Source organism: Solemya pervernicosa gill symbiont (genome assembly GCF_002020875.1).
Classification (GTDB): domain Bacteria; phylum Pseudomonadota; class Gammaproteobacteria.
In genome coordinates this window covers 1-23,623 of record NZ_MPRL01000037.1, presented here as the reverse complement: position 1 = coordinate 23,623, position 23,623 = coordinate 1, and the positions used below count along the sequence as shown (strand labels likewise).

At 57.1% G+C, this 23,623-nt stretch carries 18 protein-coding genes and 1 pseudogene; 10 read left to right on the top strand and 9 right to left on the bottom strand.

Annotated features, from left to right (window positions below; genetic code table 11):
• From BOW52_RS17410 to BOW52_RS09590, 5 genes are all read right to left on the bottom strand, one after another.
• A partial coding sequence (locus BOW52_RS17410) for a hypothetical protein (RefSeq protein WP_236725693.1) occupies window positions 1-182 on the bottom strand: 182 nt, incomplete at its 3' end.
• 174 nt (window positions 183-356) lie between these two features.
• Window positions 357-1,175, bottom strand: a complete 819-nt coding sequence (gene rsmA, locus BOW52_RS09605; RefSeq protein WP_078483864.1) for a 16S rRNA (adenine(1518)-N(6)/adenine(1519)-N(6))-dimethyltransferase RsmA — start codon at window positions 1,173-1,175, stop codon at window positions 357-359.
• Complete coding sequence (pdxA, locus tag BOW52_RS09600) at window positions 1,175-2,194, bottom strand: 4-hydroxythreonine-4-phosphate dehydrogenase PdxA (RefSeq protein WP_078483863.1); 1,020 nt, start codon at window positions 2,192-2,194, stop codon at window positions 1,175-1,177. The genes rsmA and pdxA overlap by 1 nt, the downstream gene beginning before the upstream one ends.
• The gene (locus tag BOW52_RS09595) at window positions 2,187-3,485 is read right to left on the bottom strand and encodes a peptidylprolyl isomerase (protein WP_078483862.1); all 1,299 of its coding nucleotides are present in this window, start codon (window positions 3,483-3,485) and stop codon (window positions 2,187-2,189) included. The genes pdxA and BOW52_RS09595 overlap by 8 nt, the downstream gene beginning before the upstream one ends.
• Before the next feature lie 6 nt (window positions 3,486-3,491).
• A complete protein-coding gene (locus BOW52_RS09590) occupies window positions 3,492-5,981 on the bottom strand; it encodes an LPS-assembly protein LptD (protein WP_078483861.1) in 2,490 nt (829 codons plus the stop codon).
• Between the two features lie 78 nt (window positions 5,982-6,059).
• Between BOW52_RS09590 and BOW52_RS09585 the strand changes: the two genes are divergently transcribed.
• From BOW52_RS09585 to BOW52_RS09565, 5 genes are all read left to right on the top strand, one after another.
• Window positions 6,060-7,235 (top strand): efflux RND transporter periplasmic adaptor subunit, encoded by a 1,176-nt coding sequence (locus BOW52_RS09585; RefSeq protein WP_135622235.1) that lies wholly within the window; start codon window positions 6,060-6,062, stop codon window positions 7,233-7,235.
• 24 nt (window positions 7,236-7,259) lie between these two features.
• Window positions 7,260-10,475 (top strand): efflux RND transporter permease subunit, encoded by a 3,216-nt coding sequence (locus BOW52_RS09580; RefSeq protein WP_236725692.1) that lies wholly within the window; start codon window positions 7,260-7,262, stop codon window positions 10,473-10,475.
• A 3-nt stretch (window positions 10,476-10,478) separates the two neighbouring features.
• Window positions 10,479-11,468, top strand: a complete 990-nt coding sequence (locus tag BOW52_RS09575; protein ID WP_078483859.1) for an aminoglycoside phosphotransferase family protein — start codon at window positions 10,479-10,481, stop codon at window positions 11,466-11,468.
• Between the two features lie 113 nt (window positions 11,469-11,581).
• Entirely contained in the window at window positions 11,582-12,412 is an 831-nt protein-coding gene (locus tag BOW52_RS09570; protein WP_172840284.1) for a substrate-binding periplasmic protein, read from the top strand.
• The gene (locus tag BOW52_RS09565) at window positions 12,409-16,077 is read left to right on the top strand and encodes an EAL domain-containing protein (protein WP_078483857.1); all 3,669 of its coding nucleotides are present in this window, start codon (window positions 12,409-12,411) and stop codon (window positions 16,075-16,077) included. Before BOW52_RS09570 ends, BOW52_RS09565 begins: the two co-directional genes overlap by 4 nt.
• 20 nt (window positions 16,078-16,097) lie before the next feature.
• Here BOW52_RS09565 and BOW52_RS09560 read toward each other — a convergent pair whose 3' ends face one another.
• Both BOW52_RS09560 and BOW52_RS09555 read right to left on the bottom strand, forming a co-directional pair.
• On the bottom strand, window positions 16,098-16,391 hold the full coding sequence (locus BOW52_RS09560; protein ID WP_078483856.1) for a hypothetical protein: 294 nt from the start codon (window positions 16,389-16,391) through the stop codon (window positions 16,098-16,100).
• Window positions 16,388-16,864 (bottom strand): hypothetical protein, encoded by a 477-nt coding sequence (locus tag BOW52_RS09555; RefSeq protein ID WP_135622233.1) that lies wholly within the window; start codon window positions 16,862-16,864, stop codon window positions 16,388-16,390. Before BOW52_RS09555 ends, BOW52_RS09560 begins: the two co-directional genes overlap by 4 nt.
• 158 nt (window positions 16,865-17,022) lie before the next feature.
• Here BOW52_RS09555 and rbr point away from each other — a divergent pair, with 158 nt between their 5' ends.
• Together rbr and BOW52_RS09545 are read left to right on the top strand one after the other, a co-directional pair.
• Entirely contained in the window at window positions 17,023-17,601 is a 579-nt protein-coding gene (rbr, locus tag BOW52_RS09550) for a rubrerythrin (RefSeq protein ID WP_078483865.1), read from the top strand.
• 191 nt (window positions 17,602-17,792) lie between these two features.
• Window positions 17,793-18,095, top strand: a complete 303-nt coding sequence (locus BOW52_RS09545) for a hypothetical protein (protein WP_078483854.1) — start codon at window positions 17,793-17,795, stop codon at window positions 18,093-18,095.
• A 73-nt stretch (window positions 18,096-18,168) separates the two neighbouring features.
• Here BOW52_RS09545 and BOW52_RS09540 read toward each other — a convergent pair whose 3' ends face one another.
• On the bottom strand, window positions 18,169-18,606 hold the full coding sequence (locus BOW52_RS09540) for a tetratricopeptide repeat protein (protein WP_078483853.1): 438 nt from the start codon (window positions 18,604-18,606) through the stop codon (window positions 18,169-18,171).
• Between the two features lie 148 nt (window positions 18,607-18,754).
• Window positions 18,755-20,167 (bottom strand): annotated as a pseudogene (locus BOW52_RS09530) (HDOD domain-containing protein).
• A 176-nt stretch (window positions 20,168-20,343) separates the two neighbouring features.
• Between BOW52_RS09530 and murU the strand changes: the two are divergent.
• From murU to BOW52_RS09515, 3 genes are read left to right on the top strand one after another with little or no spacing between them, the layout of a single operon-like run.
• Window positions 20,344-21,012 carry an N-acetylmuramate alpha-1-phosphate uridylyltransferase MurU gene (murU, locus tag BOW52_RS09525; RefSeq protein ID WP_078483850.1) on the top strand — a complete coding sequence of 223 codons (669 nt, stop codon included), beginning with the start codon at window positions 20,344-20,346 and terminating at the stop codon, window positions 21,010-21,012.
• Window positions 21,013-21,026: 14 nt separating this feature from the next.
• Window positions 21,027-22,457, top strand: coding sequence for a hypothetical protein (locus tag BOW52_RS09520; protein WP_078483849.1), 1,431 nt, complete (start codon window positions 21,027-21,029; stop codon window positions 22,455-22,457).
• A 23-nt stretch (window positions 22,458-22,480) separates the two neighbouring features.
• Window positions 22,481-23,491 (top strand): M14 family metallopeptidase, encoded by a 1,011-nt coding sequence (locus BOW52_RS09515; protein WP_078483848.1) that lies wholly within the window; start codon window positions 22,481-22,483, stop codon window positions 23,489-23,491.
• Window positions 23,492-23,623 lie beyond the last annotated feature (132 nt).

The window sequence follows — 23,623 nt, the reverse complement described above, 5'->3', positions numbered from 1 at the left end:
GGTCGGGGCGCCGCAGGCATAAACGGTCGCGTGAAGTTTTTGCTGTTTGCTTGGGCTTGGATGCCCAAAACAAGCTTCCGCAAAAATAGCGACTCCCCGGTGTCATGCTGGAACAACCGTTCGTCTGCTAATGCGTGAGTTTTCTGTGATGCAAATAGGGTGGTCCTCGATGAATCAACCATCTATCTGCGTTCACTATTATGGTGCGAACATAATGCTTGATAAAGGTCTTCGACAATCAAGTAATCGATTCTAGCTATGCCTCATCGTAAATTCACAGGTAGTCAGTGGTGTTAGGTCACTGGTTAGCTGCGAACAACTGCGCCAAGCAGCTTTGCCAGGAGGGTCGTAGAGACCTACTGGGCACGACGTTTATCGCTGAGTTGGTTTGCGAGCTGGGTGAGCTGTTCGACCGTGAGGCGTTCTGCTCGTATCGATGGATCGATACCGAGTGCTGCGTAGTCTGCATCATCCATTAGATGTTTGAGATTGTTGCGCAACGTTTTACGGCGTTGACCAAAGGCGCTGCTGACCAGCTCAGCGAGATCACTCTCAGAGTCGACCGGAAACGGTAGTTCGAGATAGGGGGCGATGCGGACCACGGCCGAGTCGACCTTGGGGGGTGGATTAAAGGCACCGGGTCCAACATCAATCAGCTTCGTCACCGCGCAGCGGTACTGCACCATCACTGAGAGCCGACCGTAGTCGCTGGTACCGGGGGAAGCGGCGAGTCGATCGACCACCTCCTTCTGCAACATGAAATGCATATCCTTAATCAAACCCGCGTACGAAAGCAGGTGGAAGATCAGTGGTGTGGAGATGTTGTAGGGAAGGTTGCCGACCACTCGCAGTGGTTGATCGCCTTGTCGAATCGAGGCGAAATCGAACTTAAGTGCGTCGGCCTGATGAATCGCTACCTCGCCAAGAGGCCCAAGACGTTCAGCCAGCTTGGGCACCAGGTCACGATCAAGCTCGACAATCTGCATTGCGCCACACAATTTCAACAGCGGTTCGGTAATAGCTCCAAGTCCAGGGCCAATCTCCACAACGGTTTCACCCTGCTGCGGCGAGATCGATTGAACGATACGGTGAATAATGTGTGGGTCGTGTAGGAAGTTCTGACCGAAGCGTTTACGCGGTGCGTGCCCATCCTGTCTATATTTTGAATGCCCCATCAGTTGAATGCCTCTCTCTTCTCGATTAACCCAAGGGCATATTCGATGGCTGCCATCAGGCTACCGATCTCGGCTCGACCTGTTCCGGCCAGTTCCAGTGCGGTGCCGTGATCGACTGAGGTGCGGATGATCGGCAGGCCGAGTGTGATATTGATGGCGCGACCGAAACCGACGTGTTTGAGTACCGGTAGTCCCTGGTCGTGGTACATCGCCAGTACGGCATCGGCGTGGTCGAGGTAGCGTGGGGTGAAGAGGGTGTCTGCTGGTAGCGGGCCGTTGAGTCTCATCCCTTCACTACGTAGCTGATCGAGCACCGGTTCGATGGTGTCGATCTCCTCACTTCCCATGTGACCGCCCTCGCCTGCATGTGGATTAAGTCCGCAGACCAGAATCCGTGGATCGCTGATGCCGTGACGCTGTTGCAGGTCGCTATGCAGGATGCGCAGGGTTGTCGTTAGCGAATCTCGTGTGATCGCGCTGCTGACATCCTTCAGTGGTAGATGGGTGGTGGCGAGTGCGACACGCAGTCTATCGGCCGCCAGCATCATTACCACCCGTTCGGTACCGGTCAGTTCGGCGAGCAGTTCGGTATGACCGCTAAAGGGGATGCCGGCGTCATTGATCACCCCTTTATGGATCGGGGCGGTGACCATTGCGCTGAACTCGCCACGCAGTGCCCCCAGCGTGGCTATTTTGAGTGTCTCGACTACATAGGCGGCGTTGGCTGGATTGAGTGTGCCGGCGACGGCCGGTTGGCTGAGTGTGACCGGTAATACCTTGAGTGTGGCGGCGCGGTGTGGCGCGATGGGTAGCTCGGGATTGTAGGGCTCAATGGTGAGCGGCAGCCCAAGCTGCGCGGCTCGCGCTTCCAGCAGTACTGGATCGGCAATAACGATCGGTTCAACCGGCAGCGTCTGCTGCGCCAGTTGAATGATGATGTCGGGACCAATCCCGGCCGGTTCGCCAGGGGTGAGTGCAATGCGTGGTGTTGCCTGATCTGGAGTCCTGTTACTACTCATCCAGCATGATCTTCACATAGGCCTCATCACGAAGACGGCGGATCCATATCTCACGCTCCTCTTCGATCTTACGCTTGCGAATGGTCTGACGGGCACGATTGCGTTTGAACTCGTCGGTGTTGTCGTGTTCGCGGCGTTCGAGCACCTGCACGATATGCCAGCCGAAGGGGGAGGCAAACGGCTTGCTGATTTCACCGGGAGCGAGTCGGTCCATCGCCTGTTCGAACTGCGCCACCATGGTGTCGGGGCTGCTCCAGCCGAGATCGCCGCCGTTGACGGCAGAGCCGGTATCGTCGGAGTGGGCGCGGGCCAGTTCAGCAAAGTCGTCGCCGTCGACGACACGACCATGTATCTGCTCAAGGCGGGTGCGCGCGTCATCACCTGAGGTGATCTCGTCGGTCTTGATCAGGATGTGGCGTGCATGTGTCTGAGTAACAAGCTTCTGCTCAGCACCACGGGTCTCCATTACCTTGATAATGTGAAAACCACTCGGGCTACGAATCAGGTCGGCGACATCGCCCGATGCCATGTTGGGCACCACCTCGGTGAAGAGACTCGGCATCTGGCTGGTGCGGCGCCAGCCGAGTGAGCCCCCCTTGAGTGCCTGCTGACCATCGGAGTGGCTGACCGCCATCTCAGCGAAGTCGGCGCCATCGCGTAGCTTGGTGAGAAGCTCGTCGGCCTTGGCGCGCTGGGCCTGGATCTGTTCAGGCACGGCACCTTCCGGCAGACCGATCAGGATGTGGGAGATGAGATACTCACGATTCTCATCGCCACGACTCTCCTCGTTGGCGAGGTGGTGGTCGATCTCCTGCTGGGTCACCGAGACGCGGTTGCTGACCTGCTTCTGCTGCAGGCGATTGATGATGATCTCCTCACGAATATCCTCGCGGAAGGAGGCGTAGCTAAAACCCTCCGATTCGATCGCATCGCGAAATTCGCGTAGTGAGAGTTTGTTCTGTTTGGCCAGGCGACTCATGGTGGTGTTGAGCGTCTCATCATCGACGCGCAGCCCAGTCTGTTCGGCCAACTGTAGCTGCAGACGATTGATGATGGCACGCTCCAGTACGCGGCGCAGCAGTGCCGACTCCGAAGGCATTTGCGTATTGCTGGCACGCAGCTGATCCTTAATCGTCTGCAGCTGCTTGGCTAGTTCGCTATAGGTGATGACGTTGTTATCGACGATAGCGACGATGCGGTCGACATCGGAAATCCGTTCCGCCTGGACGGCAGTGGTAAAGAGGGTGAGTGCGGCCAGTAGGGCAGCGAGGAGTTGGCGGGTACGGCTCATAGTTTTCTATCGCTCATCTATATATCGTGAATTGTCGCGTGAGTAGCCAAGGATACCATCCTCGAGCAGGCTCTCGATGTTGTCTCCGACACTGCTTAAACCCTTGAGTTCAACCTGCAGCATGATGCTGTCGTTGTACTCGCTGGTGATGTCCTGGGTAAAGCGGCGTACCGCCAGGCGCATCGCCCAGCAGCAGCTGTCGTATTCGATGCCGGCCACCGTCTCGAGGGTGTGCTCATGCAGCAGCGAATAGTTCCAGCGTCCCAGCAGATGCCACCGGCGACCCAGGGGCCACAGAAGTGACACATCGGTCTGCTCCAGTTCATCACGCAGATAGCGGTAGGAGAGGTTGATGATCTTGTCCTGCTGCGGCTGGTAGTGGAGCTGTACAGTGCCACGGTCGATCTCATCCTGCTGATTGTTCCAGCGCAGTGCGCTATTGAGACTCAGCCCCGAGCGGCTGCGCCAGTCGAGTGCAGCGACAAAATCAGATTGATTGTTCTGCTCAATGGTCTCACCCGGTAGTGTTACTTCTCGATCCTCAAAGTAGAAGATCTGGCCAAGACTCAGGGTGAAGGGCTCGTGACCGTTCTGGTTGTCGATGCTGCGTGTGGTGAGTGCCAGAGTAAGTTGGTTGGCATCACCCATGCGGTCGGCACCGTTGAAACGGTTTTCACTAAAGAGTTGATCGAAACCAAACTCGGGACGGTTGGTATCGAAGACCGGCAGCTCGTCCTGCTGCTCATCATTAACCTTGAGGTAGTAGATGCGTGGCTCGAGCGTGTGAGTCGATTCGCCGGCGTCACGTTCGAAGATCAGGCCACCGTCGAGGCTGAACAGCGGTGTGTTGCGCGTCGGTGATTCACTATCGCCGGGAGTGACATCATCGAGGCGGTAACCGGTGAAGCGATTGCTAAGCGCGGGACGGAGGAAGTAACTCGCACCTTCCAGATCCATACCGACCCTTGGCCAGAGATCGAGGCGGGTGCCGGTTGGTGTCTGCTCTTCGTGGGCAAAGCGCACCAGCTCACTATCGATGCCGGCGTAGAGGCCTGCCGGGCCTTTGGGTGTGATGGCATCGAGTCGAAGCTGCGGTAGACGCTGATAGGGTTCGTTGCCACTGAGTGGCTGGTAGGCGTCGGCACGCGCCAGTAACTGAACGTAATCACCGGTGTAGCTAACCTCGGCGCGACGTAGCATGTGGGTCTGACTCGAGACGCTCAGACCGCTGCCGACCTCTTTGAGATAGGTGTCATCAGAGAGGTGGTTGAAGTCGATCTCCATCGCCCAGTTGTCTGAGAGCGAACGCTGTTGGCGGAACTGAATTAGACCGCGCTGATCATTGTAGAGCTTGTCACGATGCAGATACTCAAACTGCAAATCGCTACTGCCCTGTCGGTCGATATGGCGATGCTCAAGACCGAGAATCGTACCGCGCTTCTCCAGATAGCGCGGCGTGATGGTCATATCCTGGTTGGGCGCGATGTTCCAGTAGTAGGGGATCGAGAGATCGAACCCGTTGACGTTCGATGAGGAGAAGCTTGGGGCGAGCAGGCCACTCTTGCGACGATCATCGATCGGGAAACTGAGGTAGGGGACGTAGAGGACCGGAATATCTTTCACATGCAGGCGTACATGCTTGGCCGTGCCCTTACCCTCGAGATGATCAAGCTCCGCCTCTGCTGCGCGCAGCTTCCAGCTATTACGATCGGCGTTACAGGTGGTGTAGCTGAAATCTTCCAGTAGCGTTTTTGCGCTGCCCTCACGAATCAGTCGAGTGCTGCTGCCACGGGCGTGGCTCTGTGGCAGACGATACTCACTGCCAGTCAGCACGCTGCGATTGGTGTTGAGTTCAATGCGAGCCGTCTCACTACTGACGTCGATGCCGGGCTCTCTAAAGCGGACATCGCCCACAGCCTCAAACAGCTCCTGTTGCTGTTCGTAGCGTGCTTGCTGTGCCTCCAGATATTGATCGGAGCGACGTATACGCACATTGCCTTCGAATTGGGTAACACTGCCCGAATCGCGGGTGCTCGCCTCGGCGACGATCTCAAGGGGGGCATCCCTGCGTGTGGGGGCGTTGGGATCAACCACCACATCCTGCATCGGTTCGCAGTTACTGAAGTTTTCAACCGGGTAGGGTGCGGTGATCGGCAGCAGTGATTTCGCAGTGGCGGTGACATCGATGGGAGATGGGATAGGTGTCGATTTGAAGGGGGCTATCGGAATGCCGCTATCGAAGGTGGTGGCGGTCTTAATCAGGCGAAAATCATTGCGCGACCTTGATGACGGTTTGGCACCCCTCTGCAGCGGTGGAGTCACTGTGGCCTTTTTCGCCAAAGCCTCTACCGGGGCAGCCCCTTCACCACACTCCCAGCCACCGCTGTGACTGCTCACACAGACCCACTTGGGAGCCGCCGCCTGCGCCGAAATTGTGGCGAGCAGATAGAGCGCTGCAGTGGCAGCTAGCGACGATTTCTTCAGGTGGAGGGGCACGGGTCGTGTCGTTTCTTGTTTTATCTGATCAATAAGCTGCCTAGAATACCATCTTCTCCTACTTCTCGGGATATTCGCGTGGCGACCAGAGGCTCCAAACTACTGCCGATAATTTTGCTGATTCTGCTCTCCGGTGCGGCGGTCTATCTACTACTGATGACCAAGCCCAAAAAGGAGGCGGGACTGCGCGAGCGCCCGGTTGCCCACCTGCAGGTGGCGGCGGCGCGAAGTGAGCGTCTACAACCGGTTGAGCACCTCACTGGCAGGCTACAACCGAAGCGTCGCAGTCAGCTGCGCTTTGAGGTGGCGGGGCGTATCGCCAAACGCCTGGTGGAACCGGGTGAGCGCGTTGCAGCTGCTGCAACGCTGCTGCAACTTGAGCAGGGGGACTACGCCGATGCGGTAGCGGAGAAGCGTGCCCAGCTGGTGCTCGAAAAGGGCGGTGTTGAGCGTGATAGTGAACTGCTTACGCTGGCGCAGAAGAATCGCAAGCTGCAGGAGGGCGAGGTGGCACGTCAGGAGCGTCTCGGCCGTGAATCACTCACCTCCCGCTCACGCCTCGATGAAGCACGTCAACGCCTTCAACAACTGCTCTCGGATGAGGCAAGGCTGCAACACGGTGTTGCAACGGGTGAGGCGCGTATTGATCTGGCACAGGCAGCGCTCAACCGTGCCGAGCGCAATCTGCGTCGTACCCGTCTGCTTGCCCCCTTCGATGCCATCGTCAATTCGATTGCGGTTGAGGAGGGGGATTATGTCTCTAGCAATCAACAGAGCGTTGAGTTGATCGACGCCTCGGCACTCGATCTCTATGTCGAGCTGGTCGGTAGTGTGGCGGCGGCGGTCGAGCGAGGTGATCGGGTTGAGGTGGTGGTTGACGGTGCGAAACGTTCAGGTGAACTGGTAGCGCTGCAGCTCGATCCCGATGCCAAGACTCACACTCACCCCGTGCGCATTCGGATCAGCGCTGCTGGACTGTTACCCGGCATGCTCGCTGAGGCGCAGCTGCTGTTGCCTCCGGTTGATGATGCCGTCGTGGTACCGGTCTCGGCGCTGCTGCGTGAGGCGGGTGAGACACATCTGTTCACCGTCGACGGCGACCGTGTCGAACGACGCGCGGTAACCACCGGGGTACGCATCGGTGATCTTCAGCAGATCATCAGCGGACTGGCGGCAAACGAGATGGTAGTAATCAGTGATGCCGCCGCGCTGAGTGATGGCCAACAGATCAAGGGTGAGGTGGCGCAGTTTTAATTCTGCCGCCACATAAAAAACACCATGTTTCTGATTCGCTTCTCAATCAACAATCCACTCATCACCAACCTGATGTTGGCACTGGTGCTTATCGCCGGGGTGCTTGCCTGGTATGCGATGCCGCAGGAGATGTTCCCCTCGATCGAACTCGACAAGGCGAGCATTCGCACCGTCTTTGAAGGCGCCTCACCCGAGGAGGTAGAGCGGCAGATCTCGATCCCGATCGAGGAGGAGTTCGACGCGATGGCCGATATCGATGTGATCACCTCGAGCAGTAATGAGGGGATCTCCACCATCACCATCGAACTCAAATCGGGCAGCGATGTTGATGAGTTTATGCGCGAGGCGCAGAGCGCACTCGATCAGGTGACCGATCTACCCGAGGAGGCGGAGGAGCCAGAGCTGACGCGTCTCAAGGCGCGCTTCCCGGTGATCAGTGCCACCCTCTATGGCGATATCGACGCTGGCCATCTCAACGAGCTGGCCGAACAGGTGCAGAGACGCCTGCAGCAGCTGCCGGGGGTGGCGAGTGCTGGTATGGCGGGTGATCGTAGCTGGGAGCTGTGGGTGGTGGTCGATCCGCAGCGTCTCGCAGCGCGGGGTGTCGCGCTGGCACAGGTTACCCGTGCACTGCGTGAGAACCTGCGTGATCTACCTGGAGGATCACTCAAGGCACGTGAGGGCGATATCCTGCTACGCGGAAAGGGGGTGGCGCCCGAGCCGGAGGCGATACGCCGGGTGGTGATCAGCAGTAATGCACAGGGGGGGCAGCTGCGTCTCGGTGAATTGGCTGAGGTGGAGATGCGGCTGGAGGAGGCGCGCACCCTGGGGCGCTTTAACGGCAAACCGTCGATCAACCTGACCGTGACCAAGAGCGCCGAGGCCTCCACCATCATTGTCGCCGAACGGGTTCGGGAGCTGGTCGAAGAGTTGCGCATGGAGCTGCCGCCGGGGGTAGAGATCGGGCTCTTCAGCGACCTCTCGGTCTATGTGAAAAACCGTCTCGATACGGTCAAATCCTCAGGGCTGATCGGTTTGGCGCTGGTACTGCTCTCGCTCTACCTCGTTCTCAACTTCCGAGTCGCGTTGATTACCGCGATGGGTATTCCCGTCTCCTTTCTGGTGGCGGTGATTCTGCTGCAACAGTTTGGTTACACCATCAATATGATCTCGCTGTTCGCCTTTCTAATCGCGCTAGGAATGATCGTCGATGATGCGATCATCGTTACCGAGAATATCTACCGTCATATGGAGGCGGGTATGGCACCACGTAAGGCGGCTGAGCTTGGCGCCAAAGAGGTGTTCTGGCCGGTGCTCGCCTCGATCACCACCACGGTGGCCGCCTTCCTGCCGATGTTTGCCATCACCGGCACCATGGGTGCCTTCATCGCCGTGATTCCGGTGGTGGTAACGGCCGCGCTGTTCGGTTCGCTGTGGGAGGCGTTTGGCGTGCTGCCTTCACACGCCAATGAGATCCTGCGGGTGCAACACGCCAAAAAGAAACGTATCGACTGGTCACACTGGCTGCATCGCTACACTGAGCTGGTGCGCTGGTCGGCCAATAACCGTTATCTGGTTACCACCGCGACCGTTGGCATCCTGGTGGTGGTTATGGTCTTCGCCGCTACCCGGCTACCGTTCAAACTCTTTGGGCATGTCGATGTCGGTCAGTTCTTTATCAACGTTGAGACGCCCAATACCTACAGCCTTGATGAGAGTTCGTTGCTGGCGAAGAAAATGGAGCAGGCGTTGTTCGATGAGCTGGACGATGATGAGCTCAATACCCTGCTGACCAATGTCGGTGTCTCCTTTATCGACTTCAATCGCATCCGCTTTGGTAGCCAATATATTCAGCTGATCGTTGATCTGGATAAACAGGCACCGAAGGGATTTATCGAGCGATATGTGACGCCGATAGTGAGCCTTAAATTCAGCTGGGAAGGAACGCGCGAACGTGAAACTGAGGTGGTGATCGATGCGCTGCGAGAACGCATGCAGACGATCGCTGGCATTAAACGGCTCTCGATCCTGCGTACCCAGGGTGGCCCGGCGGGGGCCGATATCGAGATCGGGGTGACCGGTCCCGATGTCGATCAGCTGCGCCGCCATGCCGAAACAGTCACCGACTACCTGCGTCGTCTACCCGGCACGCGCGATGTGCAGCAGGATCTGGAGGTGGGCAAGCTTGAGTATCGCTACGCGCTTAACGAGCGTGGTCGTGAGTTGGGGCTGACCCAGCAGCAGTTGAGCGAGTCGGTGCGTACGGGTTTCCTCGGTCTGGAGGCGCTGCATGTCACACGCGGTGATAAGCGCATTCCGGTGCGGGTGATCTACCCCGATGAACTACGTCACAGCGGTACGCTGGAGCGTTTGCCGGTAACGCTGAGTAGCGGTCGTACTGTCTATCTCGGTGAGGTGGCCGATATCGAACCGGGGCGTAGTCTCAACACCATCAACCGGCGTGATATGCGCCGTCTGGCGACCATCACCGCCGAGGTCAACGATGCGGTCTCGACACCGCTCGAGGTGACCGAACTCTTCAATAGAGAGTTCAAGCACTTTGCGGAGCAGTACCCCGGTTATGAGCTGCTCTTCATGGGTGAGAAGCGTGAGGCGGGTGAGTCGATCGCCTCGATGTTGCGGGCGCTGGTGATCTCGTTGGCGATTATCTTTTTTATTCTGGCGGCACTGTTTCGCTCGCTACTCGATCCGCTGGTGGTGATGTTCGCCATCCCCTTCGGCGCGATCGGTGTGATTTTCGGTCATGCACTGCTTGGCCACACGCTGCAGTTTCTCTCCATGGTCGGTTTTCTCGCCCTCTCCGGTATCGTGGTTAACGATTCGTTGATCCTGGTCGATTTTGCCAAGCGGCTACGGCGTGAGGGGTGGGAGCGGATCGATGCGGTGGTTGAGGCGGGAAGAGTTCGGGTACGTCCGATTATGCTCACCAGTATCACCACCTTCCTCGGTGTCTCGCCGCTGATCTTCTTTGCCACCGGACAGACGGCATTTCTTTCGCCGATGGCGGTGAGTCTTGGTATCGGTCTGCTATTTGCGACGGTACTGATTTTGATTGTTATTCCCTGCTTCTTCATTATTGCCGACGATCTACGTCAGTGGGCGGTACCGCGTATGCGCCATCTCTTTGGTCTGCGTGATCGTGCTGTCGATGAGGCCATGCCGATGTGTGTGCTGCCGGATGAAGAAGAACTACAAATGAAACATGATGAGTTGAGGTAACAGATGGGTGAACGACTGGCGCAGTTGCAGAGCTGGCTAACTAAAGAGGCAGGCCTGCCCGAGTTTGAGATTGAACCGGCATCGGGCGATGCCAGCTTCCGTCGTTACTTTCGGCTCAGCTTCGAGGGCGAGACACGGATCGCTATGGATGCGCCGCCGGAGAGGGAGAATAGTCGTCCCTTTATCGAGGTGGGTGAGCAGCTTTTTGAGCTGGGACTGAATGTACCGGAGATCCTGCATCATGATCTCGAGCAGGGTTTTATGCTGCTCGGTGATCTTGGTAACCGACAATATCTTGATGAGCTCAATGAGCAGACGGTTGATCGTTATTATGGTGATGCGCTCGGCGCGTTACTGACGATCCAGGCCTGCGGACCCGATGGTGAGTCGTTGCCTCACTACGATCGAGAGCTGCTACTGGCTGAGATGAATCTGTTTCGTGACTGGTACCTGACACGCCATCTTGAACATCAGCTGAGTGAGTCTGAGCAGGCGGTGCTCGATCAGAGCTTCGAGCTGCTGGCCGAGTCGGCGCTGGAACAGCCGCAGGTGACGGTGCACCGCGACTACCACTCGCGCAACCTGATGGTCACCGAGGTGCACAACCCCGGTATTCTCGATTTTCAGGATGCGGTCTACGGCCCGGTCACCTACGATCTCGTCTCGCTGCTGCGCGACTGTTATATCGAGTGGCCACGCGAGCGGGTCGAGGGGTGGGTGCGCGGCTATCACGATCTCGCGCTCGACTCGGGCATTCTGCGTGAACCGTGCGAGTCGCGCTTCATGCGCTGGTTCGATCTGATGGGCGTGCAACGCCATCTCAAGGCGGCGGGTATCTTCGCGCGTCTCAATCACCGTGATGGAAGGCCGGGTTATCTGAAGGATATTCCGCGTACCGTTGGTTATATCTACGAGGTGAGTGGTCGAGATAGCGAACTGGCACCGCTGCATACGCTGCTGGAGTCGCTGGTCATGGAGCAGCTGACCAAGTAGCCCTTGCAGTCGCGATGGCTTTTTCAGGGTCTTCGACTATCTTCGAGTAAGGGAGGGCCGCGTTAACACTGAAATGTTCTCCTTACCATTACTGTGTGATGGGGTGTTTGCAAATGGCTGATCGGTCCATGAAGAGGTATCGCAACTTCTCAGGGCGGATTGGTTTGAGGAGTGGCGATATGCAGTTGAGTTGTAGCGGTTGTTTCTCTGCGATGGTTGGTCTCTATCGATCATTACTGTTTTTGGGGCTTGTCTCAATAGCGCTTCCAGTTGTGGCTGCCGGGCCGCTACGCATCAATACCGGCTTTACTCCTCCCGTCTCCGGTCTGCTCGAACAGATCATGATCGAAGCCTTTAAGCGTGTAGATGTTGAGATGAGTTTCTACGAGCTCCCGGCTGAACGTTCACTGAAACTGGTGGTAAGTGGTGTCGATGATGGTGACTGCTGCCGCATCCCCCGTGCGATTAGGAGAGACTATCCAGGGCTGATTCGGGTGCCGGAGAGTGTCTATGTGGCGCGATTCAGCGCCTTTGCCAAACGGCCAGTACCAGAGGTGTTGAGTTGGAATGATTTGAAACCCTACAACGTGGCGACGGTGACCGGCTGGAAGATTATCGTTAATAACCTCAGGCGGGTCTCTCCAGCAACCACCCATGTGGTTGACCATCCTCAGTCGATGTTTGAGATGTTGCAGCGCGATCGGATCGATATCGCGAGCTTCGGCTATCTGAGTGGGTTGTGGCGGCTAAAACAGCAGGGGCTTGATAGAGAAATCGAAGTGATCGATCCACCCCTGGCCGCTGAGCCGCTCTATCTCTATCTTCATCCCAAACACGAGGGGTTGGCACCAAGACTGGCAACGGTGCTGCGTAAAATGAAGCGTGAGGGCCTAATCGAACAGCTGACCATGCAAGTGCTGGAAAAATTGCCGCTGATCCAATGATGCAGTTTCCCAGTTTTTTCAAAAGTCAGATTGCACGACGACTTGTTATCTATGTGCTGATCTTCAGCTCCTGTATTACGCTGGCGCTGACCACTGTACAGCTCTATCGCGACTACAAACATGAGATGTCGAATATTGAACGGCGTCTGCATGAGATCGAGGTGATCAATGTAGAGAGCGTTACAAACGGCCTCTGGCTACTCAACTACACTTCGCTAGGTCTGCAGCTCGAGGGTATACTGCGCCACCCCGATATTGTCCATCTCAAAATCACCGATAGTGATGGGAGTTCGGTAGTGGCCAAGGGTGTGGTGCAGAGTGAGGACTTCATCACTCGTCGCTATCCGCTCACGTACAGTTATCGGGATCGCAGTTTGGTGTTGGGCGAGCTGCAGGTTACGGCGACACTGAAAAATGTCTACCAGCACCTGGTCGAAACGGTCATCGCGATTCTCATATCGCAGGCGATCAAAACCTTCCTCGTTTCGTTCTTTATCTTGATCATCGTGCAGCAGTTGGTGACGCGGCACCTCTCAGCCCTGAGTCGCTTCGCCAAGACGCTGCGACTCGATGAAAGCGTGCCCGATCTGGTGCTTGAGCGTGAACGGGGGCGAGCAGATGAGCTGCAGAGTCTGGTCAATGCGATCAACAGGGCCAAGAACGATTTGCTCGTGACACATGGACTGCTGCAGTACAGCCAGGATGTACTGACGCGCTCGCAGCACGTCGCCAAGATTGGCAGCTGGGACTTGAATCTGCTCGATAATTCGCTCTACTGGTCCGATGAGACCTATAACATCTTCGACCTGAACCGGGAGGAGTTTGGGGCCAACTTCCAGGACGTTCTCGATCATGTCCACCCGGATGACAGGGAGCATGTTGTTCGGGCGGTGCAGGATGCAATTGAGCAGCACACCTCCTGTGCCATGGAACACCGGATAGCGCTTAAGGATGGTTCGCTGAAGGTGGTATATGAGCATGCCGAGATCAGCTTTGATGATGAGGGTAACCCGGTACGTATGCTCGGTACGGTGCAGGATGTTAGCGAACAGAGGTTTGCACAGTCGGGCCTGGAACGTTTTCGCGCTGCACTTGACAGCTCGGCTGATGCGATCTTCTTGATCGATAACGAGACGATGCGTTTTATCGATTTTAACCAGGAGGCATCCAACTCTGTAGGCTATTCGAAACAAGAGCTGCTGCAGCTTGGTCCGCACGACCTGGAGCCTGAGATGAGTTGTGAGCAGCTCAAGGCGTTGTTTAAAGGGGTGGTCGACCATCCCAAAGAGCACAGCACCTTCAATACCAAGCACCGATGCAAGGATGGTCGTAAGTTTCCGGTCGAGGTGCGCATCGGTGTGCAGTTACAGCGGGGCGAGCAACCGATTATCATCGCCGTGGCACGTGATGTGACGCTGCAGAAGCAGGAGGAGCAGCAGCTGCGCGACCTGCTCAACCACCTCAGTGCACTCTACAACGCGACCCCCGACATGCTCTTCCTGCACGCCGCCGATGGTAGCCTGATCGATGTCAATCAGATAGCGCTTGACAGCTACGGCTATACCCGGGAGGAGATGCTCAAGTTGTCGGTCGAGGATTTCTCGGCCGATGGCTATACCAATGCGCAGGCCGGTGAGTATATGATGAAGGCGCTCAACGGTGTGCCACAGGATTTCGAGTGGCTGGTGAGACGCAAGGATGGTTCGACCTTCGATGCGGAGGTGCGACTGCGCCGTCTCGAGGATGAGTCGTCACAGGGCGCATCGATTGTCGCCGTGGTACGCGATATTACCCTGCAGAAACAGCACAAGATCGAGATTACCGAGAGTCGCGACCACATGGCTCGCCTGGTGGGGGAGGAGCAGGTGGTCACCCAGCTGCTGGAATTCTCGCTCAATGAGCAGGATATGCACACCTATCTCAATAGTATATTGCTGGCACTGTTCGAATCGGCCACCTGGCTGAAGCTGCAGACCAAGGGTGTGGTCTTTCTCAAAAAACCGGGTGAGGAGGTTCTGGAGCTGGTCACCGCACACAATATTGGACTTGAACAACGCACCCGTTGTGCCTCGATCCCCTTCGGTAGCTGCCTCTGCGGTCGGGCTGCGGAATATAAGCGGGTGGTGCACAGCGCCACCGTGGATGAGGCGCACTCGATCCATCTCGAGGGGATGGAGCCGCACGGACACTACCAGGTACCGCTGCTCTCGAGTCAGCACGAGGTGCTGGGGGTGATGGCGCTCTATCTCGAGCACGGTCACCCGCACAGGATCGAGGAGGAGCGGTTCCTGCAACGCATCGCCACCGTGGTCAGTATGGGAATCAGTCGTCGCCTTAGCGAGGAGGTGATTGAGTACCAGGCCTACCATGATTCGCTCACCTCTCTGCCCAATCGTCGCCTGCTGGCGGATCGACTCAATCTCGAGCTCTCGCGTACCGGTCGTGAAAATATCTACGGCGCGCTGCTCTTTGTCGATCTCGACAACTTCAAACACCTCAACGACTCGCTCGGCCATAGTGTGGGGGACGCACTGCTCAAACAGGTGGCCGAGCGTATGCGTGAAGTGATCCGCGAAGGCGATACGGTAGCAAGGCTTGGTGGTGATGAGTTTGTAGTGCTGTTGATCTCGCTCTCCAGCAATGAACGCGAGGCGGCCAATCTGGCGATGCAGATTGGACTCAAGATTCAGAGCGATATTTCGCGCCCCTATCTACTGCAAGAACATGAGTTCCATCTGACACCCAGCATCGGTATCGCTGCCTTCTCGGGTAGTGATGATTCGAGCGATGATCTGCTAAAGCATGCCGATACGGCGATGTACCAGGCCAAGGCGGCGGGTCGCAATACGCTGCGTTTCTATGAGCCGATAATGCAGGACATGGCCGATAACCGTCTCGCTCTGGAGCACGGTCTGCGTGACGCCTTGCTGCGCGATGAGTTGCAGCTCTATCTGCAGCCGCAGGTCGATAGTGAGGCGAAGATCATCGGTGCCGAGGCGCTGTTGCGCTGGGTCCACCCTGAGCGTGGCTTTATCTCGCCGGCCGAGTTTATCCCAGTGGCCGATGACACCGGTCTGATTGTACAGATTGGCATGTGGGTGTTGCGTGGTGCCTGTGAAAGCTTTGCCAAGGCGAGCAGGGCGGGGCAGACAGCAGGTGTCGATTCGATCTCGATCAACGTCTGTGCCAGACAGTTCTATCAGCACGACTTTGTGGAATCGGTTCAGGAAGTGTTCGAGAGCAGTGGAATAGATCCGGGACGGGTGGTGCTTGAACTGACCGAGCAGTCTCTGGTGCGAGACATCAACGAGACCGTTGAGAAGATGAAACAGCTACGAGCCCTTGGGGTACGGTTCTCGATCGACGATTTTGGTACCGGCTACTCATCGCTTAGTTACCTGAAGGCGATACCGCTCGATGAGTTGAAGATCGATCAATCCTTTGTTCGTGATATCGCTACCGACGGCGACGATGCGGTGATTGTCGAGACCATTATCGCAATTGCAAAACATCTCCGTTTCCATCTGGTCGCCGAGGGGGTTGAGGATGAGGCCCAGCTCGCCATTCTCAAACAGAGCGGCTGTATGGTCTTTCAGGGATACTACTTCCACCGTCCGATGCCGAGCGCCGACTTCTATCAGCTGCTTGGTGAGCGCGCGGGGTAAGGCCGATCGGTGGCCTGTGGCTAGGGCTGCAGCAGAAATCGCAGCATGAAGTCGAGAATGCCGAACGAGGCGAGTAGCGTTGCCAGCACCAGATTTCGAACCATCCTACCCGAGCGTTTTGTGTGGATGGTCAGCATGATGCCGGCCAGCGCAGCGATCAGGCTCGCCTTGATGCTCAGCTGATAACCGACACCTAGTATGAACTGCGCATCCTTGTCCATATGGTTGGCAGCCCAATAGAGCATAAAGTGGAGCGTCGCCAGCAGTGTGGCGACGCCGTAGTAGATATTGGTGAGGGTGCGTGCTGTGGTCATTCGAGTCCCGCCCGCGCAATCTCATTAAGCATATTGAATACGGCCTCTTCAACCTCGGGCTGGTTGCCGAGCAGGTTTGGACGGCGGAAGGCGATATTGACGGTCTCGGGTTTGTCGGCCTCAACATAGATCGAAACGGTAAAGGGGCAGACGGTGATGTTGGCTGGATGGGCGCGGGTCATGCGGTGCGACATCATGGTGCTGCAGAATTCGAGTGACTCGGCGATCTGGTAGACCTGATCGGTGAAGCCGAGATCGGCGCCGGTACGCTGCATCATGGCGCTGACGTGGAGGGTGCCGCTGACTATCATGCCGCGATCGGTGATCGCCATCGCGATGTTCTCTTTAACGTAGTCGAACTCCTCCTCGACCTGGTAGTGAATCACCCGATCATCGATCTCACCACCGGCGTGCAGCAGCGGTGCGGCGGCGAGGGTCAATAACATCAATACCGTTCTTGTCACAGAGATCATGCAGTGCTCCTTGGTTGTCTGGGTCGGCCGGGGTGTTCACCCGTAGCTGGAGATGTGCCTATGATACGCATCATGGAGAGTGATTTCCCGGCTCCATCTGACAGCACGCCGGGCAGTCGGTTCTCAGAATGGATTTCATCAATAGTGGGGTGTTGAGCATGGCGAAGAGTATCAAGGGGACGCAGACCGAGAAGAATCTACTGAAGTCGTTTGCCGGTGAGTCACAGGCGCGAAATCGTTATAACTTCTTCGCTGGAGCGGCGCGCAAGGAGGGATTGATTCAGATTGCTGAAATCTTCGAAGAGACGGCGGCGCAGGAGAAGGAGCACGCAAAGCGTTTCTTCAAGTTTCTTGAAGGGGGCGATCTCGAGATCACCGAGACCTTTCCAGCAGGTAAGATCGGTTCCACGCTGGAGAATCTGCGTGCGGCAGCGGCGGGCGAGGAACACGAGTGGACCGAGATGTATCCCGGCTTTGCCAAGGTGGCGCGTGAAGAGGGATTCGAGGCGGTAGCGATGGCCTTTGAGGCGATCTCAATTGCGGAGAAGCAGCACGGTAAGCGCTACAAGGATCTGGCCGATAATCTCGAAGCGGGACGGGTCTTCAAACGCGAGGGCAAGATTGTCTGGCGCTGTCGAAACTGTGGCTATCTGCATGAGGCCGAGGAGGCCCCCAGCGTCTGCCCCGCCTGCCTCCACCCTCAATCCTATTTCGAAATTCTGGGTGAAAATTGGTAAGCCAATGCGTAGTGACGAGCGTGGTTGTATGACGATGGTCACAATTCTGGAAGTGGTCTAAGTAATATTAGCGTTGTCTACTATTGACGTTGCCCAGATTTTTATTACATTTAGATTTGAGTCCCAAAAAAGGGACAAACCAATACGTTTAGCTATCGAATCGAAATGATAAAAAACAGGGAGGAACGACCATGAAGAAACTGATTAAAGTCGCGGCAGCTGCCGCAATCGTGGGGGCAATGGCACTACCTATGCAGTCAGCCAACGCCTTCTGGGGACCCTTCGACACCTGGGATGCACCGTGGAATAACGGTGGTGGTCCATGGGGCGGCGGTCCATGGGGAGGTGGGCCTGGTTATTATGGCGGCGGCCCGTGGGGTGGATATCCCGGCTATGGCTATGGTGGCCCGTGGGGTGGCGGGTATCCCGGCGGGTACGGTTACCCTCGCTATGCCGTTCCTGTCGCACCGCCTGCACCGGCACCCAGTAACTAACATAGCGTCATCGGCACTAAGAAAAAGGGCTGCATCTGCAGCCCTTTTTTCTGGGTGATGCAGTGAGCTGGAGCTACATGTCGAAGCCGGCCAGCTTGTAGTAGGCCTTCGCCTTATCCTCATCCTGCGGCACGCCGTTACCCTCCTGGTACATCATGCCTAGCGTGGTGAGTGAGCCGACCAGCCCCTGATCGGCCGCCTTCTGGAACCACTCGATCGCCTTGGCGCTATCCTTTTCAGCGCACTCGCCCTCCATATACATGAAGCCGAGGCCATGCTGAGCCATCGCATGGCCCTTCTCGGCGGCGGCGCTCATCCACTTGTAGGCCTCTTGCGCGTTGGGAGCGCCGAGCAGGCCGTTCTGCTGCATTACCGCGACGCGATACTGCGCCTCGGTGTTGCCACCCTCAGCCAGCGGTGAGAGGAGCTGCATGGCACTGGCAAAGTGCTTGCCTTCAAAGGCGGCGATACCGCTGCTCAGCTCAACCTGTTCGTTATCACTACTACTCATCGTTCTACTCCTGATTAACCGTCACGTTGCTGACGAGACGCTGAAATTTGAGGCGCATCACAGCGCCGATCTGGAACATATCCTAGCTTTAACCAACTAATATGATCAAGAAAGCGTGGTGGAAGTGGGGTTGGCTTGAGGAGCGGCTCTAGGCAGCCAGCTGCTGGATGATGCTATTGAGGCCTGCCTCAGAGCTGTTGAGTCGTTCGAGTGCGTCATCAAGCTGGCTCTGCTCGAGACCGAGTGCGGTGAGCAGCGATTGTGGCAGGGTGTCGCGTACGCCGTCACCGAACCCCTGGGCACCGAGAAGTTGATCGGCGATGAAGACCAGGTTGGCGTAGGGTGCATATTCACCACAGTAGGCCGAGTTGTGATGCTCGCGCACAGTGGTGTTGATCTCCTCGGGCATCCGCCAGCTGCGCATCAGCCAGTTACCCATGATGGTGTGATCGACCCCCAGGGCGCGCTTCTCAATCAGCGTGACCGGCAGCTCTGGATTGGCCTCGACCAGCTAATCGAGAATGGTGAACTCCTTGCGGAACAGGTGGCCGGTGAGCAGAAAACCGAAGTTGTGTAGCAGACCGGCAAGGTAGGCGAGACCCGGTTTAACTCCCATCTGTTTAGGCAGCAGTGATGCGAGCGATTGGCTGAGGGCGGCCGAGTAGACCGCGTGGTGCCAGAAGGCGTTGAGTCCCAGTGGTCCCTGGGCAGGGTTGTGGAAGGCGCGCCCGGCAGCAAGACCAAGGGCGATGTTAAGGGTGTTTTCGAACCCCAGTACCCGTGCGATGGCGTCGTGTATCGATTCGATCTTGCCACGGTAGTTAAACATCGCAGAGCCAGCGTAGCGGACTATCTGCGCCGCCAGCGAGGGGTCCGATTCAACGATCTCACTGAGGTGGGTCACGGTGGCGTGGGGATCGTTGCGCAGGCGCAGCAGTTGCATCGCTGCATCGGGCATGGTCGGTAGGTGTTTGACCGCCCGTATCTGGCGGCGGATCTCCTCGATTGGCAGCAGCCCCCCCTCGGTCAGGGTGCCGGCTATTTTCTCCGGAATCACCAGCTCTCTGGTCACGCCACGGCTGATCGGTTTTCCCAACATCGAGATATCACCGTGCCAGCTGCCGGTATGCAGCAGGTAGACGTCGCTGTTGCTGAGTCGCAGTAGTGATTCGTTATTGCCGGAGATGACGTAGATCTCATCACACGACTCAAAGCGGTTATCGACAATAGCGTCGATGGCGTAGGCGGCAGCAATGGGAGGAATGGCACCCTCTGCACAGTCAGAGAGCAGTGCCATAATGGTTTCGCGTTTGGCCGGTTCCAGTTCCGGTCGCCCCATCTCGCTCCGCAGGGCATTGATATCGACCTGACGAGAGGCGGGCAGTACCGCCATCAGCAGGCCGTGACTATCTTCGAAAATAGCAGCGCGAGCCAATCGCTCAAGACCGATGCCGGTGTGGCTGGCGATCTGTTCGAGGCTGCCGGTACGAGGATGCACAATGGCGGCGTAGCCGATGTTCAGCAGCTGGAGATAGTTGGCGATTTTCTCCGGTAGTTTCATCTTTGGTACACCTAACTCTTCATCTTCACGCCTAAAGCCTATGTCAGTTAGACGATTTTGGCTGTGCGGCAGTTCACAGCTTGATAAAGCTATGTGCGGCGGATGGGCGTTGCATCTTGTCGGTTGAAACGTAACACTGAACCGATATCTGATTTGTAGGTGAAAATGGTTACAAAATGAAGGCGATGATTCTGGCAGCGGGGCGCGGAGAGCGGATGCGACCGCTCACCGACCACACCCCAAAACCGCTGCTACGGGTGGGTGGCAAGCGGTTGATTGAGTATCATCTGGAGGCACTCTCAGCGGCGGGCATTGTCGAGGTGGTGATCAATCACGCCCACTTGGGTGAACAGATCGAGGCAGTGCTGGGTAGTGGCGAGCACTATGGGCTGCAGATCAGCTACTCTCACGAAGCCACCGCACTTGAAACGGGTGGCGGTATCTACAAGGCGTTGCCGCAGTTCGGTAGCGATCCCTTTCTGGTAATCAATGGTGATGTCTGGAGCGACTATCCGCTGCAGCGTCTGCCGCAGCAGCTCGATGGCCTGGCCCATCTGGTGCTGGTCGATAATCCTGATCACAATACCAATGGCGATTTTCTGCTGAGCGCTAATCGTGTCACCGATGGTGATGGTGAGCGATTCACCTTTAGTGGCATCGGTATCTACCATCCCGATCTGTTTGCGAGCTGTCAGGGCGGCGCCTTTCCACTGGCACCGCTGCTCCGTGAAGCGATGGCAGCAGAGCGGGTCAGTGGGGAGTACTATGAGGGGAGATGGCTCGATATCGGAACACCACAGCGGCTCTCGCAGCTCGATGATGAGTTGAGTGCGATAGCCGAATAAGAAGAGGGCGCACGATGGGGCAGGAGATTGTAGAGAGTCAATTTGAGAAGCGCGATTTTCATCGCTTCGAAAAGTTGCTGCGAGAGGAGACCAATCTTCTTCGTGGCTGGTTCGAAGAGTGGCGCTTTTCAACCGACATCAATGTTGGCGGTTTCGAGTTGGAAGCGTGTCTGGTCGACAGCAGTGGGCGACCACTACCCAACAACGATCGTTTCATGGAGCGCCTTGATGAGACCCTGGTGATGCCGGAGCTGGCGCGCTTCAATGTAGAACTCAACACGGAGCCACACCGTCTCAGTCACGACGCCCTGGCATTGATGCACAAGGAGCTGCAGACCCAGTGGGAGCACTACTCCGATGTGGCCGAGGGGCTAGACAGCGAGCTGGTGATGACCGGCATTCTGCCAAGTATCCGTGACAGCGACCTGTCACTGCAGAATATGTCTGACCTGCGTCGCTACCATGCGCTTAACCAGCAGGTGCTACGCATGCGTAATGGCGAGCCGCTGCGACTCGATATCAGCGGTCGTGAACATCTAGAGGTGGTGCATCAGGATGTGATGCTCGAGTCGGCGGCCACCTCGTTCCAGATCCATATGCAGGTGCCTGAGGATCTGGCCGTGCGTTACTACAACGCCGCAATCATCGCCTCAGCACCGATGGTCGCCGCGAGCGCGAACTCCCCCTATCTGTTTGGGCGCGACCTTTGGGATGAGACCCGCATACCGCTGTTTGAACAGGCGGTCGATGTGGGTGGGTTTGCCGGTGCGGCTCACGGCCCAATGCGCCGGGTCGGATTTGGTATGGGCTATGCGCGCAAATCTCTGTTTGAGTGTTTTGAGGAGAATGTCGAACACTTCCCGATCATGCTACCGATCGACTATCAGAGTGAGCCGGAGGAGCTGCGGCATATGCGCCTGCATAACGGCACCATCTGGCGATGGAACCGTCCGCTGATCGGCTTCATCGATGGTAAACCCCATCTGCGCATCGAACACCGAGTCGTGCCGAGTGGCCCAACCGTGGTCGACTCAATCGCCAACGCCGCACTCTTCTTCGGTCTGATTACAGAGCTGGTGGAGGCGGAACAGGCACCAGAGAGTCAGATCGAATTTGCCACTGCGAGAGATAATTTCTATGAGGCGTCACGCCTAGGTCTGCACGCCCATGTGAACTGGATCGACGGCAAGCGGGTCGGCATCCATGCGCTGTTGCGCGATCAGCTTGTGCCGCTCGCCTGGAAGGGGCTGGAGCGGCTCGGTCTCGATCAGTACGATATCGACACCTACATGGAGATCATCGAGGCGCGTATGCGTAGCGGCCAAAACGGTGCCGTCTGGCAGCGTGAGTATGTCGCCAAAAACGGCCGAGACATGCAGGCGCTGACCCTCGCCTATCTGGAACATCAAAAAAGCGGTGAGCCGGTCCACGACTGGTCGCTGTAACGTTAGTAGAGAATAGACTGAAGATGCTGCAGCAACTCGACACACTGCCCGACGGAATTCTCGACGTCGCGGCGACCGAACTCCACACCCTGCTATCCGAGCCGACCATCATCCATCTGCAGGGCGAGCGTAAAGAGCCACTCTTCGTCTCGGTGCTGCTGCATGGCAATGAGACCACCGGGCTGGAGGCGATACAGCACCTGCTGCGCGACTACCAGGGGCGTAACCTGCCGCGAAGTCTCTCGATCTTCTTCGGCAACATCGAAGCGGCGCGCCACGGTATGCGCCGCCTCGATGGTCAGCCCGACTACAACCGCGTCTGGCCCGGCGGAGATGAGCCGCCCTCAGCCGAGAGCGAGATTGTTGCCGAGGTGGTGGAGATCATGCGTGCACGCAACCTCTTCGCCAGCGTCGATGTGCACAACAACACCGGACTTAACCCGCACTACGCCTGTATCAACAAGCTCGAGAATAAGTTTATGCACATGGCGACTCTGTTCGGTCGCACCGTGGTCTACTTCATTCGCCCCACCGGGGTGCAGTCGATGGCCTTCGCCGATATCTGCCCCTCGGTAACGCTGGAATGCGGCCGTGTCGGTCAGCGCCGCGGTGAGCAGCACGCCGCCGAGTATCTCGATGCACTGCTACACCTCTCGGAGTTCCCCGACCACCCCGTCGCCGAACGCGACATCGATCTCTTCCACACCGTCGCCACCGTCAAGGTGCCCGACTCGGTCCACTTCGGTTTTGGCTGTGATGATGCCGAGCTCTGCTTCGTCCCCGACCTCGACCATCTCAACTTTCGTGAACTCCCCGCCGGTACTGAGATCGCCAAACTGCCGCTCGACGGTCACCAGATCCCGCTTGCGGTGGAGGATGAGGAGGGGCGCTGTGTCGAGGCTGATTTTTTCAGTGTCGAGGGCAGGCTACTGAAAACACGCAACCCGGTAATGCCAGCGATGTTAACGTTGGATACGAAGATTATTCGGCAGGATTGTTTGTGTTATTTGATGGAGCGGTTGCCGGTTGGATAGGGTGAGCGCGTTACGGTTTTTAGTGTTATTACATCCGCTGACCGCCATGGATAGCGAAGCGAAGGCGGTTAGTCCGCGATAGTCGACGCCGTCTGCCTATTCGTAGTTGAGAGCGAGAGCGAACGACGAAGA

Excerpts from the sequence above, each read along its gene's own strand:
- rsmA (WP_078483864.1), bottom strand. The coding sequence starts at position 1,175 with ATGGGGCATTCAAAATATAGACAGGATGGGCACGCACCGCGTAAACGC.
- pdxA (WP_078483863.1), bottom strand. The coding sequence starts at position 2,194 with ATGAGTAGTAACAGGACTCCAGATCAGGCAACACCACGCATTGCACTC.
- BOW52_RS09595 (WP_078483862.1), bottom strand. The coding sequence starts at position 3,485 with ATGAGCCGTACCCGCCAACTCCTCGCTGCCCTACTGGCCGCACTCACC.
- BOW52_RS09580 (WP_236725692.1), top strand. The coding sequence starts at position 7,260 with ATGTTTCTGATTCGCTTCTCAATCAACAATCCACTCATCACCAACCTG.
- BOW52_RS09575 (WP_078483859.1), top strand. The coding sequence starts at position 10,479 with ATGGGTGAACGACTGGCGCAGTTGCAGAGCTGGCTAACTAAAGAGGCA.
- BOW52_RS09570 (WP_172840284.1), top strand. The coding sequence starts at position 11,582 with ATGGCTGATCGGTCCATGAAGAGGTATCGCAACTTCTCAGGGCGGATT.
- BOW52_RS09565 (WP_078483857.1), top strand. The coding sequence starts at position 12,409 with ATGATGCAGTTTCCCAGTTTTTTCAAAAGTCAGATTGCACGACGACTT.
- BOW52_RS09560 (WP_078483856.1), bottom strand. The coding sequence starts at position 16,391 with ATGACCACAGCACGCACCCTCACCAATATCTACTACGGCGTCGCCACA.
- BOW52_RS09555 (WP_135622233.1), bottom strand. The coding sequence starts at position 16,864 with ATGATCTCTGTGACAAGAACGGTATTGATGTTATTGACCCTCGCCGCC.
- rbr (WP_078483865.1), top strand. The coding sequence starts at position 17,023 with ATGGCGAAGAGTATCAAGGGGACGCAGACCGAGAAGAATCTACTGAAG.
- BOW52_RS09545 (WP_078483854.1), top strand. The coding sequence starts at position 17,793 with ATGAAGAAACTGATTAAAGTCGCGGCAGCTGCCGCAATCGTGGGGGCA.
- BOW52_RS09540 (WP_078483853.1), bottom strand. The coding sequence starts at position 18,606 with ATGAGTAGTAGTGATAACGAACAGGTTGAGCTGAGCAGCGGTATCGCC.
- murU (WP_078483850.1), top strand. The coding sequence starts at position 20,344 with ATGAAGGCGATGATTCTGGCAGCGGGGCGCGGAGAGCGGATGCGACCG.
- BOW52_RS09520 (WP_078483849.1), top strand. The coding sequence starts at position 21,027 with ATGGGGCAGGAGATTGTAGAGAGTCAATTTGAGAAGCGCGATTTTCAT.
- BOW52_RS09515 (WP_078483848.1), top strand. The coding sequence starts at position 22,481 with ATGCTGCAGCAACTCGACACACTGCCCGACGGAATTCTCGACGTCGCG.